Origin of the sequence: Rhizobium terrae, from assembly GCF_003425685.1 — a bacterium.
Classification (GTDB): Bacteria; Pseudomonadota; Alphaproteobacteria; order Rhizobiales; family Rhizobiaceae; genus Neorhizobium; species Neorhizobium terrae.
The window spans coordinates 107,676-120,702 of record NZ_QJKM01000012.1; the positions used below are offsets into that span (position 1 = coordinate 107,676).

Genomic DNA, 13,027 nt, shown 5'->3' on the forward strand with positions numbered 1-13,027 from the left:
GACGCATGGCAGACCGATTGGCAGAAACTGCGCAAAAAGAAAATCCGGTGACCCAAGGCGCCAAAACGGAACGCGGCCGAACCGTGAAGCTGGTCGATCGTGTGTTCGATCAGCTTCACGAACGCATCCGCACCGGCAATTATGCGCCCGACACCCGCCTGCCCGGAGAACACGAATTGGCCGCCATGCTGGGCGTCTCCCGCCCCGTCGTACGCGATGCGCTGAGCAGGCTGCGCGACCAGGGCCTCATCTATTCCCGACAGGGTGCAGGCACGTTCGTCAGCGCCCAGGCCTCCGGTGCGGCCCAGCTCGCCTATTCGCCGGTCAAGTCGATCGCCGACATCCAGCGCTGCTACGAATTCCGCCTGACGATCGAACCGGCCGCCGCCTTCTTCGCCGCCCAGCGGCGCGACAAGGCGGCAATCGAGAAGATCGCCGAAGCGCTCGCCGAGTTGCGCGAGGCGACCAGTCACCAGCTGCATCGGGTGGAGGCGGATTTCAACTTCCACAGGGCCGTCACAGAGGCCGCCAACAACCATTTCTACACGGCCTCGATGGAGGCGCTGAAGGCGCATATCGCGGTCGGCATGCACCTGCACGGCCTGTCGCTGATGGGGCCGCGTCCCGGGCTGCAGCAGGTCTATGACGAACACCAGGAAATTTTTCGAGCCGTCGCCGACGGTCGCGCGGAAGACGCCCGCGAACTGATGCGCAAGCATCTGGAAGGCTCTCGCGACCGGCTTTTCGAAGGCCGGGTGCTCGACCTCTCCTTCTGACCGCCGCTCAAGCTGCGGCAGACTATCGAGCGAAAGCACCATCGAACCTTCGATGGCTTCGCCTTTCGTAAGCCATCGAAGGTCACCATGATCTGCAAGGTTACGCCGATTGTGGACATCCGGCACATGATCGAACCATGGCATGGTCGAGACATCGAAGCCGGCGAGGAAGTCGGGTCCCTCCTTCGTAGTCAGGGGAGCAACGGCAAAGCTTCGATCGTCGGAGATGAACAGTGCTGCGGGTCTTGTCGAGGCGCAGGGATCAAAAACCTTTCATGCGATGAACCGGCGTGCCGGCCACGGGCAATTGCGTCAGGAACACGCTTCCCGCCAGAGGATATTTGTCGAGGATCTCGGGCGAAAGATACAGGTGCGAGGTGATTAGCAGGGTCTTTCGGTCCGGCCCGCAAAAACATGGCATGGTGGGCGAAGGTACCGGCAACTCGTATTTGGCGGTCAGCCGGCCATCCGGCGCGTAACGGTTGAGACAACCGGCGGAAACTCCGGCGCTCCAATAGTTGCCGTTGGCATCCACCGCTCCGCCATCCGGTCGGCCGTCGGTTTCGCCGGGTTCGGCGATGCGAAGGCCTTCACCCATTTCGCCGTTCACGGGATCAAACGCATGCCGCTCGATCCATTTGCCGCCGGAATCGGTGTGATACATGCTGCGGCCGTCCGGCGACCAGGCAAGACCATTCGAAATGAGGAACCCTTCCTTCTTACGCACCATCTGGCCGTCCGAGCCGATGCGATAGAGGGAACAAACTGCCTGCCGCTCCAGCCGCTGGTCCATGGTGCCGACCCAGAAGGCGCCGTCCGGGCCGACCTTACCGTCGTTGAGCCGGTTGGTCTCCAGTTCGCCCTCAAGCGCGGCAAGCGTTTCGCGGCTGCCGGTATCGGGATCGAAAAGGATCAGCTCGCGAGTCAACGAGACGATCAGCCGACCGCTTTCGCAGAGCCCGAGCGAGCAGACATTGGTGCCAAGCACCCATTCCTCGACCACGCCCTCCCCAAGCTTCAGGGCGAAGAGACGGCCGGTCGGGATGTCGCAGAGGAAAACCAATCCGCGCTTCTCGTCCCAGACCGGACTCTCGCCAAGTCCAAGGCTCAGCCCCTCGACCGCCTCGAAACGCATCAGAGGTCCGCGCCCGCCGTGGTCTGGCGGATGACGTCCGGGTTGTCGAGCACATAATCGCTGAGTTCGAGGCCGAGACCGGCGCCTTCGAACGGATAGATCTGGCCCTTCTCGATGCGTGGCATGACGGTGACGAGATCGCGGTACCAAGTCGAGTAATAGGCGCGCACCGACTCTTGGAAGATGGCGTTCGGCGCGTTCAGTGACAGATGGATCGAGGCCGCGAAGACGACCGGACCCGTGCAGTCATGCGGCGCGATCGGCCGCTGGAAGGCTTCGGCCATCGACGCGATCTTCTTCGCTTCGCTGAGGCCTCCGCACCAGGAAATGTCGAGCATCACATAATCGACAGCATTCTTGCGGAGAAGCTCGACGAACTGTGCGCGGGTCGCAAGCGTCTCGCTGGCACAAACCGGCAGGCCAGAACGCTGGGCATAGACTGTCAGCGCCTCCGTATCCTGCATCTTGATCGGGTCCTCCATCCAGAAGGGCCGGAATTCCTTCATCTCGCGGGCGATCGCCAGTGCCGAAGGCAGGTCCCACATGGAGTGCAGCTCGACCATCACCTCCATTTTTTCGCCAACCGCATCACGGATCTTACGGAACGGCTCAAGACCTTTCTGAAGGTCGTCCCTGTGAATGAAGTTGCCGCCGCCCGCCACCGCGCAGGGATCAAGCGGCCAGATCTTCATAGCGGTGATGCCTTCGGAGAGCAGACTTTCGGCGAGCGCGCCGGCATCGTTGGTGAAGGCCACCTGGTCGTCGTAAGGCCCCTGCGGCTTATCGGCATCGCCGATGTAGCGTCGCGAACCGCGGCTGTTGTAGGAATAACCGGCGCAGGTGTTGTAGGTACGGATCGAGGGCCGCGACAGGCCGCCGAGCAATTGGTGGATCGGCTGGTTCGTGACCTTGCCGAAGATATCCCATAGCGCGATGTCGACGGCGGAAGCCGCGCGAATTTCGACGCCCGAGGAACGGAAGCCGACATAGGTTTCGGTCAGCATCTTGGAGATACGGTCAATCTCCAGCGGGTTCTTGCCAATCAGCGCCGGCGCTACTTCCCCATGCAGATAGGTCGCGACAGCATCGGCACCACGAAAGGTTTCGCCAAGCCCGATGATCCCTTCATCGGTGTGGATACGCAGCCAGATGATGTTGTCTAGGCTGGGAAGCTGAACGGTTTCGAACGCAATGATTTTCATGAACACGCCACCGGCGACTTCGGAAGCGACGGGGACGCCGCCAGGGCACGGACCGACGAAAGCGTAGCCGCCGCGACACGCAGAAAGCTGCGACGCGAAACTTTCGAGTTCATTCTTAAATCCTCCACAACAGACCTGGCTTCAACTGATCCGGCGCAGGATGCCGGCACATATAAACCTCCCTTTGCCGCTTCAGGCAGCGACGGGTTCCCAGCTTTCGAGAATCTGTTTGAGCTGCTTGCGGTCGACAGCATCGAGCGCCGGCACACCGGGAAGACGCACCGGACCTACATTCTCGCCGCGCAGCATCAGCGCTTCCTTGACGACCGTGACATTGGCACCGTTGTTGAACTTGGTGCGCAGCATTTCAAAGCCGGCGATCTTGGTAACAAGGGTCCGCGCCTTGGCATAGTCGCCCGCTTCCAGCGCATTCCACACAGCCAGCGAACGGGCCGGATCGACATTGACGAGGCCGGATGTGAAGCCCTTCGCACCGAGCGCATAGAAGGGAGCCGCCCAGCCTTCCGCGAGGCCGCAGATCCAGACCGCATCCGTACCTTCCGTGGCGCGGACGCATTCGGAAAACAGCATCATGTCGGCCGAAGCGAACTTGACGCCGGCGATGTTCTGATGGGTCGCAATGCGCGCGAGATCGCTGACGGCGATGGCATTCGAGCGGACATAGGCGACGAGCGGCAGCTCGGAGGCCTCCGCAATCGCTATAAAATAGTCGGCCTGTGCCCTGGGTCCCGCGAATGGATCGAGCGGATGGTGGACCATGACACCCTGAGCACCCTCGCGCTTGGCGGCTTTGGCGGTTGCGACCGCCTCACCGATGGAGCGGCCAGCAGCAGCGGTGACTGCCGTCCTGCCTCCAACAGCTGCAATGCAGATCGCCTGCAGGCGGATTACCTCCTCGTGCTGAAGACTGTAGAATTCGCCGGTATTGCCGCCAGAAACGATGTTATGGATCCCGGCGTCGGCGATGCGGCGAATGATCTTTCCGGTCAGCTGCGGCTCGATCGTGCCTGACTGGTCGTAGGCCGTCACATGGACGCCAGAAATGCCCGTGAGGACACGTTTGTAATCGCGGATATTCATGTCCGGTTTCCTAATTCTCGGCTTGCGACACGCGGAGGAGATGCTTCTCACCCGAGCGAATGACGTGATCGCGCATCAGCCGTTCGGCGAGGTCCGCCTCGTGGTTGGCGATGGCATTGGCGATGGCCTCGTGCTCCTCGACGGCCTGGAAGCGCTCACGCTCTTCCGACAGCACGATGAGGCGGGCCGTATGAGTGTAGATGTTCTGCCCACTCTGGAGACGGCGCAGATAACCACAGCCCGACGCCTCGTGGATGACATTGTGAAAGCGTTCGTTGAGAGCGATCAGCTCCAGGACGTCCACCGTCTCCAAACCAGCGCGCATCTCGACGATCAACGTGCGCAACTGCGCCACCTGCTCCTTGCTGACCCGCTTAGCTGCCTGCCGGGCGATCATGCTTTCGATCGCGGCGCGCGCCAGCATCATCTCTTCCGCCTGGGCGGCATTGAAGGTGACGTAGATGCCGCGACGCGGCTCGGAACGCACAAGCCCTTCCGCCTCCAGCACCCGCAGCGCCTCCTTGAGCGGGGTTGTGCTGATGCCGAGCTGGCTGGCAAGCTGGCGCTCGTTAAGCTTTTCTTCACTCCTCAGCTTACCGGAGATAATCGCATCCCGAAGCAGGCCATAAACGTGATCCCGCAGGCTTTTCAGAAACACCGGCTCGACTGGCAGAAGCATATTCTCGCCTCCATTCGGATCTCTATCTCCCTCGCGTTGAGGAGTGATCTAGCAGTTGAAATTTGATATATCAAGTGATGAATCTGAAACTTGATATATCAATTCTTCGCAAGGATGTTTAAGTTGACCCGCGGTTTGGAGGAGGTCCAACTCGACGAGTCGCAGAATTCGCTCGGCGTCAGGGCAGGAAAATCTGGAAACATCAGCATGTCAAAAGCAGCAGCAAGTCTCCGTAGCGCGCGCTGGTTCGCGCCGGATGATCTCCGTTCGTCGGGACATCGCTCCCGCATGATGCAAATGGGTTACGATGAGAGAGATTGGGGCAGGAAGCCAATCATCGCGATCCTCAATACCTGGTCGGACCTCAATGCCTGTCACGCGCATTTCAAGGAGCGTGTCGAACACGTGAAGCGCGGCGTGTTGCAGGCGGGCGGATTTCCCGTCGAACTGCCGGTTCAGTCGCTCTCCGAAAGCGCACTGAAACCAACCTCGATGCTCTACCGCAATTTCCTTGCCATGGAGGCCGAGGAGCTTTTGCGCGCGCATCCGGTCGATGGAGCCGTGCTGATGGGGGGCTGCGACAAGACCACCCCTGCCCTTGTCATGGGTGCGATCAGTGCCGGCTTCCCAATGATCTATCTGCCGGCCGGCCCGATGCTGCGCGGCAACTACAAGGGTGAATGGCTGGGCTCCGGTTCGGATGCCTGGAAATATTGGGACGAGCGGCGCGCCGGCACGATCTCCGAAGAACAATGGACCGGCGTCGAGGAAGGCATTGCCCGCTCCTATGGCCATTGCATGACCTTCGGCACCGCCAGCACGATGACGGCCATCGCCGAGGCGCTTGGCCTGACGCTTCCCGGCGCGAGCTCCATTCCTGCCGCCGACGTCAATCATATTCGGATGAGCACGCGCTGCGGCCGCCGCATCGTCGACATGGTCTGGGAAGAGTTGACTCCGGAAAAGATCATCACGCCGGAAGCTGTCCACAATGCGACCACCGTTGCCATGGCGACCGGCTGTTCCACCAATGCCGTCGTACACCTGCTCGCCATGGCCCGCCGCGCCGGCGTGCCGCTGACATTGGACGATCTCGACAAGGCTGGCCGCACCACGCCGGTCGTCGCGAATATCCGGCCCTCCGGCGACAAATACCTGATGGAAGACTTTTATTACGCGGGTGGCCTGCGCGCGCTGATGGCGGAGATCAAGGACCTCTTGAAGCTCGAGGCCATGACCGTCAGCGGCTTCCCGCTCGGAGAAACGCTGAAGGGTGCGGAGGTCTATAATGACGACGTCATCCGGCCACTCTCCAATCCGATCTACCACGAAGGCTCGCTTGCGGTACTCAAGGGCAATCTGGCGCCGGACGGCTGCGTCATCAAGCCGTCCGCCTGTGAGCCGCGCCTGCGTGTCCACGAAGGACCTGCCCTCGTCTTCGACAGCTATCCGGAGATGAAGGCGATGATCGATCGCGAGGACCTCGACGTCACCGCCGACCACGTGCTGATCCTGCGCAACGCCGGCCCGAAAGGCGGCCCCGGCATGCCGGAATGGGGCATGCTGCCGATCCCGAAGAAGATCCTGAAGCAGGGCTATCGCGACATGCTGCGCATCTCCGATGCCCGCATGTCCGGAACGAGTTACGGCGCCTGCATCCTGCATGTGGCGCCGGAGGCCCATATCGGCGGGCCGCTTTCGCTGGTGCGCACCGGCGATATCATCCGCGTCGACGTGCCGAACCGAATGATCGACATGCTGGTGGATGACGAAACGCTCGCCGCACGCCGCGCCGAATGGAAACAGCCGGCCGACAAATACGAACGCGGCTACGGCTGGATGTTTTCGAAACACATCAAACAAGCCAACGAAGGCTGCGACTTCGACTTTCTCGAACGGGAATTCGGCGCGACCGCCGGTGAACCGGACATTTTCTGATCCAGCATTCTCTCAGTGGAGACCTCATGACCGAATACGTTCTTTCCGACGCCACCCGCAAGAAATACGAAGGCGTCAGCTGCGCGACGATCTGCACCGCACTGTACAAGCGCGGCCTGCGCAATCAGTTCATCCAGGATGTCCGGCCCCTCTCCCACAAGTCGAAAAACATGGTCGGCCAGGCTTTCACGCTGCGCTACATTCCGGCGCGCGAAGACCTGAACCCGCTTTCGGTCTTCCAGAATCCGCAACATCCGCAGCGCGCCGGCGTCGAGTCATGTCCACCCGGCCATGTCATGGTGATGGACAGCCGCAAGGATCCCCGCGCGGCCTCCGCGGGTTCGATCCTCGTCTCGCGCCTGATGATGCGCGGCGCCGCGGGCGTCGTCACCGACGGTGGTTTCCGCGACAGTCCGGAGATTGCCGAACTCGACATCCGCACCTATCACAATCGGCCCTCGGCGCCGACCAATCTGACGCTTCATCAAGCGCTCGACATCAACGTGCCGATCGGCTGCGGCGACGTGCCGGTCTGGCCGGGGGACGTCGTGGTTGGCGACAACGAAGGCGTCGTCATCGTGCCGGCGCACCTGGCGGAAGAGATCGCCGACGAAGCGGTGGAGATGACCGCATTCGAGGATTTCGTCGCCGAGGAAGTGCTGAACGGCCGCTCGATCATCGGCCTCTATCCGGCGACCAGGGAAGAGACGAAGGCGGATTTCGCCAAATGGCGGCAGGCGAAGGGCCGGTAATCCGACCCTCTCAATGGCTTCGCCAATAAGCCGGGCCGGACTGCCCGCTCAAGCGGGCAGTAGCGTTATCGTCCGGACGGATGCGCCAGCGTCGATGCCGAAGTCGCTCATCCGATAGCCGGCCCCTGTTTAACCGACAGACCTTGATTTTACTCGATGTCATCCTGAGCTTTGTATGAGGATCCAAGCCATCGCAATTAAATCAATCCGTTGCAGATCCTCGACACAGCCTAAGTCCAAACCCGTCGTCCATTCTCGCTCAGAAATGAACGAGCTTCTTCGCCATCATCATATGCACACCCTTGCAGCCATTCACCGTCTGGGTGATGCGCAGGTCGCCGGCGAGGCTGCAGAGCGTATAGGCATCCTCGCGTGACAAACCGCCCTGTTCGCCGAGAAGCACGATCATGTCGCGCAGCGCCATCTCCGCGCACCGGTCGAGGTCCGGATCCATACCCATGGTGATGTAATGCGCCGGCGTTTCGGCGCGCGGATAGATGAAGCCGAGGTCATCGCGCACGATCATCTGGAACGTGCCGCGCAAAGCCGTCTCGATCGCCGTGATGCAGACCTCACCGTCTCCCTGGACGCCGTGGCCGTCGCCGCAGGAAAACAGCGCGCCCTCGTTGAAGATCGGCAGATAGAGTGTCGTGCCGGCGATGAGTTCCTTATTGTCGATGTTACCGGCATGCGCCCGCGGCATGATCGAGGTGATGCGGCCCCAGTTCGGCGGCGGCGCCAGACCCATGACGCCGAAAAACGGCGCGAGCGGCAATTCTAGACCCCACGGAAGGCGGGCAACGTTCTTTTGCTTGTCGAGCGGGATGTTCAGGAGCCGCGAGTTCTCGAAATCGTAAGGCAGCGTGCCGGCAAGCGGGCGAATGACATTATAGCCCCAGTCCTGGCGAAGCTCGACATCGAGGATCTTCACCTCCAGAACCTGGCCGGGCTTGGCACCGCGCACCGCCACGGGACCGGTGAGAATATGACCCTGCATGATCGGCCGGCATTTTTCGTGGATTTCGAGGTGCTCCGGCAGGATAGTGAAACCTTCCTTGGGAAGCACTTCCGGCGGGCCGGAGACGCTGTCGATCACCACCGTGTCGCCGCTATCGATTGTGATGACCGGCTCCCGGGCGGGATCGAAATAGCCCCAGGCGCAGTTTTCCGGGGATGCCGGCACAGTGTGTAACATCGCGTTTGCTCCATTCCTGCCCAACTGCCATAGGCAGACCAGTACGCTGAGAACCTAAAATCTTCCCCACGGGGCTAGGCCTTCCGTCACAAGAAATCAGCGAGTACGGCGCTTGGATTCGATCTGGCCTGTCAAACCAAAACGACTATCGTTCGCACCGTGCGAAGGTCAAGCAAGTATGCGTGGCCTTTGCGAGCAATCGAGCTCGGATCTAAAGAGCACTCTGAACGATAAGAACAGTTGGGCCGCCAGCCATGAGGGGGCGCACCGAGGAACCCGGTACCGTTTCAGGAGATGCAAGACGCATAATGGAAAGGCCATCGGAGGAAACATCTGGCAGCGACCGAATCCTACGACCACGCCAAAGGGGCGCTCCGGCCGGACGGAGAGAAGCTTTCCGGCCGGCCCTGGCCTTTTCACAAACGCAGCGTCAAGCGGTCTTGGTGGCGCGATGGAATCGCCAGCGAGCATAACCGCTCTTGACCGGATACCCCATGTTGACGCGCTTGTTGCGCGCGACGGTGAACGACAGCGTGGACAATCCGATCAGCGGCAGATCCCGCAGGACCTGAAGCTCGATCTTCTTGCAGAGATCGACATAGACCTTGTAGTCGGTGGCTCGCAACGCCTGGTCCAGCAGTTCGTCTATGCCCGGCATGGCGACGCCGTAGTGACTGTAGGCCCCGCCGCCCTTGCCGTCCGGCTTGACTTCCGACTTCGACGAAAGCTGCTGGAAATAGAGCTGGGTCGGGATCGGCGGATAGCTCGACGAATGCATGGCGAGCGTGTTCTTGTCGCTGCGGTTGTCCGCGTGATAGGCGGTATGATCGCCGATCTTCAGGTTCATGCGGAGCCCGACGGCGCGAAGCTGCTCCTGAACGATCAGCATGGTCGAGGAATAGTCCTCGCGCTGGCTGCAATTGCTGTCGAAATCGAAGCCGTTCGGGAAGCCCGCTTCCGCAAGCAGTGCCTTGGCCTTGGCCGGATCGTATTTGTACTGCAGTTCCGGCGGCAGTTCCTCGGTCTTGAAACCGGCCGGGAAAAAGGCCGGCTGCAGGCCGGCCATGAAACCACCCATCGGTTTCAGCGCTTCGGCGACCGCATGGCGATCGATCGCGTACATGACGGCCTGGCGGACCTTGAGTTTGTCGAAGGGCTTGCGCTTGAGGTTGATGTGCAGCGTGTTGAACGAACCCGGCTGCGTCATGTCGAATTGCAGGGTCGGGTCGCGCTGCAGCATGGAATCCACCCAGCCCGGCGCGCGCACGGCTTCAATCATGTCGACATTGCCGGAGAGAAGCGCCAGAGTGCGCGCGGTCGTGTCGGCGATGAAGACGCATTCGACATTGGCGATCTTGGCTTTGGCGCCCCAATAGCCCTCGTGGCGCTTCATCGCCTCGCCCCACTCGGGATCGAAACGGGTGAGTTCGTAAGGGCCGGTGCCGACGGCGTCGGTCATGAACTTTTCCGCGCCGATCTTGTCGAACGCCTTTTTCGAGACGATAGCCGTGTTGTTCGAAAAGATCGTCGTGCCGAGCAGGTTGACGTCCGGCGTCTTCAGCGTGATCTCCACCTCGTAAGGCCCCTTGGCGACGACATCCGCAACGTTGGACATGATCGTCTTGTTGGTGCCGTCGGCGATCGCGCGCTTGTACGAAAACACGACATCCTCGGACGTCATCTCGCCGTAACCCTTGTGGAACTGCACGCCCTGGCGGAGCTTAAAGTTCCAGGTCCTGGCGTCCGGCGAGGCCTTCCATTCGGTGGCGAGCGTCGGCACGTATTTGTCCGGCGTCGTCGCAAAGTCGCCGTCTTCCGGACGAACGAGCTGTTCGTACATCTGTTCTGTCGCCCAGTTGTCGGAGCCCTGGGTGGTGAAATTGGGATCGCTGGTGCGCGGTCCGCCGGCGGCGATGCCGATGCGAATGACATCGGTGCTCTGGGCAGCAGCAGTGCGGATGCCGACAGCGCTCATCGCCGTGGCAACGGCGGTCAACTCAAGGAATTCTCTTCTGTTCAAGCTCATCGTCTCCTCCCAAAGACAAGTTGGCTTCTCTAGCTTCGCCGTTTGTCCAATTCGGCGTCATGCACCGTCAGGCCGAGACCAGGACCGCTCGGCATCGTGAATTTTCCATTGGCTGGTTTCGGCGGGTTGCCGAAAGCGATATGCATGCGGGTCGAGGGATCGGCGAATTCGGCCGGTTTCGTCAGATGCATGATGGTGGCCAGCACATGCAGGTTCGCGGTATGCGCAATCGTCGGCTGCGTCTGGTGCGGCACGAGTTCGACCCCGTGCGCGTAACAGATCGCCGCGCATTGCATGAGACCTGTAATGCCTCCCATCTTGACGATATCAGGCTGAACCATGCGCACGCCCGCATTGATCATGTCGACGAGGGCTTGCGTCGTATAGGACTGTTCGGCGGCCGAGACCGTGATGTCGAGACGTTGCGCGACCTCTCCCATCGCGCGCACGTTGTAGTGCTGCACCGGCTCCTCGAACCAGACGAAGCCCAGATCTTCGAGCGCCCGGCCGACGCGGATGGCGCCGCCGACGGAATACTGGTTGTTGGCGTCGAAGGCGAGCGGAAAATCGTCGCCCACCAGCTTGCGCACGGCCTTGGCCTTGGCGATGTCGCCGGGAATGTCATAATCCTGCCGCGTACGATCGTCGTCCCAGCGGATCTTGATCGCCGCTGGCGTCTCCGATTTCCAGCGCGCCTCCACCACGCGCAGAACCTCATCGACATTGCGGCCCGCATTGCCGCCGATCGAGGAGTAGAACGGAATTTCGGTCCGCCATGCCCCGCCGAGTAGTTTGTAGATCGGCTGGTTGAAATATTTGCCCTTGATGTCCCAGAGGGCGATGTCGAGGGCGGCAAGCGCACCGGTGACGGCGCCTTCCGGTCCGAGTTTCACGTATTTGTGCAATAACTTATCATAAAGTACCGAATGATCGAGCGCATCGGCTCCGACAAGGGAGGCCGCAAAGTCGCGTACCACGCCGAGTGAATGCTCCCCACCCATCATCGGGGACGCCTCGCCATGGCCGACGATGCCGTCCTCCGTCGTGACGCGCACGAATGCCGTGCGCCGCCCCGGCGGCTCATTCGGCTCCCAGCTGACTTGAAAGGCTTCTACGGACTTGATGGTTGTCGGGCCTGCCACTGCCTATCCTCAATGAAAACGAAACAACACGGGCCGAGCGCCGGTTATTGTACGGGTGAAACCTCCCGCCGAGACGAGTTGCGATCCCCACGAATGCGGAATGTTTTATACCGAAGTCTCGTGCAGCCCTCCCAGACCGCATCGAGCAATATGACGGCCTTCACTGCCGCTCTCCCTTGCCTTCAGCATCGCGCAGTTTGCATCCGTATGCAAGCATGATCTTCCAATTGAACCTTATCTCCCGGAGGTTTTCGCTTCATAGGCGTAGATCTGCGTTCTCACGAAACGGGCGACGAGTTGGCCGTCCGCGAGCAGGAATTCCTCGCTCTCGACATAATATTTGCCCTTGCGCAGATAAGCGTCCGCGACGGCGCCGACAATGGACAGCCGCTGACCGGGCTTTACCTGCGCGAAATGCTGCGCATCGACAGCCGTCAGCACGACAGGAGAGGGAAATTGGAAGCTTCGATGCGTATCGCCCATGGCAAGCCGCATGAGGCAGCCTGAGTGAACAACGCCTTCTTCCCGATAGAACGGATCGCTTTCGCCAAACGCGCTCAAGGATGCCTGAAAATCCGCTTCCGTCAGAATCTGATCGGCGGTGGTCAGGGGCATTCCGCGACGAAGGCCTCCAGCTTCAACTGCCGGAGGCGTGTCAGGTCTCGGGATCACGCACCATGCCGTGACATCGGGCATGCTCGGCACTCCGTCCGGCATACCGATCCAGCCGATGGCGACCTCTTCTCCGTCTTCGTTGACTGCAGAGATCTTCGCCCGGCGCATGCGCGCGTCGCCTTCCAGCGCTCCGGCACGTATGACCAGACGATCGCCGTTATAGACCGGCTTACGGAACTGGGCACCCATGCCACCGTGAACCGTCCAGCCCGCACCCCAGGCATGAAGCGCTACGCGGCTGATATGCCCATAGATGAAGGCGCCGGGAATAAGCGCCGCCTTGTAGCCGCGCGCGCGGGCCACACTATCTTCATGGATCGAACCCTTGTAGCGCGGGTCGTCGTCGAGCCTGATATCGACTGCAAGTTCGCGTGGGAAAAGCGGTGAGGAGAAGGTTGCCGTCATC

General features: G+C 61.0%; 11 protein-coding genes. 3 read left to right on the top strand and 8 right to left on the bottom strand.

What is annotated here, in order from left to right; genetic code table 11:
* The first annotated feature begins 5 nt into the window (after positions 1–5).
* Entirely contained in the window at positions 6–776 is a 771-nt protein-coding gene (locus DMO26_RS22320) for a FadR/GntR family transcriptional regulator (RefSeq protein WP_117194482.1), read from the top strand.
* Positions 777–1,038: 262 nt separating this feature from the next.
* Here DMO26_RS22320 and DMO26_RS22325 read toward each other — a convergent pair whose 3' ends face one another.
* The 4 genes from DMO26_RS22325 to DMO26_RS22340 all read right to left on the bottom strand — a co-directional run bounded on the left by DMO26_RS22325 (position 1,039) and on the right by DMO26_RS22340 (position 4,893).
* Positions 1,039–1,911: an SMP-30/gluconolactonase/LRE family protein gene (locus DMO26_RS22325; RefSeq protein ID WP_162895025.1), complete on the bottom strand. Its 873-nt coding sequence runs from the start codon at positions 1,909–1,911 to the stop codon at positions 1,039–1,041.
* Positions 1,911–3,113: a mandelate racemase/muconate lactonizing enzyme family protein gene (locus DMO26_RS22330; protein WP_117194364.1), complete on the bottom strand. Its 1,203-nt coding sequence runs from the start codon at positions 3,111–3,113 to the stop codon at positions 1,911–1,913. The genes DMO26_RS22325 and DMO26_RS22330 overlap by 1 nt, the downstream gene beginning before the upstream one ends.
* A gap of 192 nt (positions 3,114–3,305) precedes the next feature.
* On the bottom strand, positions 3,306–4,214 hold the full coding sequence (locus tag DMO26_RS22335) for a dihydrodipicolinate synthase family protein (protein ID WP_117194365.1): 909 nt from the start codon (positions 4,212–4,214) through the stop codon (positions 3,306–3,308).
* A 10-nt stretch (positions 4,215–4,224) separates the two neighbouring features.
* Positions 4,225–4,893, bottom strand: a complete 669-nt coding sequence (locus DMO26_RS22340) for a GntR family transcriptional regulator (RefSeq protein ID WP_117194366.1) — start codon at positions 4,891–4,893, stop codon at positions 4,225–4,227.
* A gap of 207 nt (positions 4,894–5,100) precedes the next feature.
* On the opposite strand from DMO26_RS22340, the gene araD reads away from it, so the two are divergent.
* On the top strand, positions 5,101–6,831 hold the full coding sequence (gene araD / locus DMO26_RS22345; protein WP_117194484.1) for an L-arabinonate dehydratase: 1,731 nt from the start codon (positions 5,101–5,103) through the stop codon (positions 6,829–6,831).
* Positions 6,832–6,857: 26 nt separating this feature from the next.
* On the top strand, positions 6,858–7,583 hold the full coding sequence (locus DMO26_RS22350; protein WP_117194367.1) for a ribonuclease activity regulator RraA: 726 nt from the start codon (positions 6,858–6,860) through the stop codon (positions 7,581–7,583).
* A 259-nt stretch (positions 7,584–7,842) separates the two neighbouring features.
* Here DMO26_RS22350 and DMO26_RS22355 read toward each other — a convergent pair whose 3' ends face one another.
* The 4 genes from DMO26_RS22355 to DMO26_RS22370 all read right to left on the bottom strand — a co-directional run bounded on the left by DMO26_RS22355 (position 7,843) and on the right by DMO26_RS22370 (position 13,026).
* Complete coding sequence (locus DMO26_RS22355) at positions 7,843–8,778, bottom strand: acetamidase/formamidase family protein (RefSeq protein WP_117194368.1); 936 nt, start codon at positions 8,776–8,778, stop codon at positions 7,843–7,845.
* Positions 8,779–9,208: 430 nt separating this feature from the next.
* On the bottom strand, positions 9,209–10,804 hold the full coding sequence (locus tag DMO26_RS22360; protein WP_117194369.1) for an ABC transporter substrate-binding protein: 1,596 nt from the start codon (positions 10,802–10,804) through the stop codon (positions 9,209–9,211).
* 29 nt (positions 10,805–10,833) lie between these two features.
* A complete protein-coding gene (locus DMO26_RS22365; protein WP_117194370.1) occupies positions 10,834–11,946 on the bottom strand; it encodes a mandelate racemase/muconate lactonizing enzyme family protein in 1,113 nt (370 codons plus the stop codon).
* Positions 11,947–12,180: 234 nt separating this feature from the next.
* A complete protein-coding gene (locus DMO26_RS22370) occupies positions 12,181–13,026 on the bottom strand; it encodes a hotdog family protein (RefSeq protein ID WP_117194371.1) in 846 nt (281 codons plus the stop codon).
* Position 13,027: the final 1 nt, after the last annotated feature.

Bases quoted from the DNA above. Each gene is read 5' to 3' on its own strand.
- DMO26_RS22320 (WP_117194482.1), top strand. From the start codon at position 6: ATGGCAGACCGATTGGCAGAAACTGCGCAAAAAGAAAATCCGGTGACC.
- DMO26_RS22325 (WP_162895025.1), bottom strand. From the start codon at position 1,911: ATGCGTTTCGAGGCGGTCGAGGGGCTGAGCCTTGGACTTGGCGAGAGT.
- DMO26_RS22330 (WP_117194364.1), bottom strand. From the start codon at position 3,113: ATGAAAATCATTGCGTTCGAAACCGTTCAGCTTCCCAGCCTAGACAAC.
- DMO26_RS22335 (WP_117194365.1), bottom strand. From the start codon at position 4,214: ATGAATATCCGCGATTACAAACGTGTCCTCACGGGCATTTCTGGCGTC.
- DMO26_RS22340 (WP_117194366.1), bottom strand. From the start codon at position 4,893: ATGCTTCTGCCAGTCGAGCCGGTGTTTCTGAAAAGCCTGCGGGATCAC.
- araD (WP_117194484.1), top strand. From the start codon at position 5,101: ATGTCAAAAGCAGCAGCAAGTCTCCGTAGCGCGCGCTGGTTCGCGCCG.
- DMO26_RS22350 (WP_117194367.1), top strand. From the start codon at position 6,858: ATGACCGAATACGTTCTTTCCGACGCCACCCGCAAGAAATACGAAGGC.
- DMO26_RS22355 (WP_117194368.1), bottom strand. From the start codon at position 8,778: ATGTTACACACTGTGCCGGCATCCCCGGAAAACTGCGCCTGGGGCTAT.
- DMO26_RS22360 (WP_117194369.1), bottom strand. From the start codon at position 10,804: ATGAGCTTGAACAGAAGAGAATTCCTTGAGTTGACCGCCGTTGCCACG.
- DMO26_RS22370 (WP_117194371.1), bottom strand. From the start codon at position 13,026: ATGACGGCAACCTTCTCCTCACCGCTTTTCCCACGCGAACTTGCAGTC.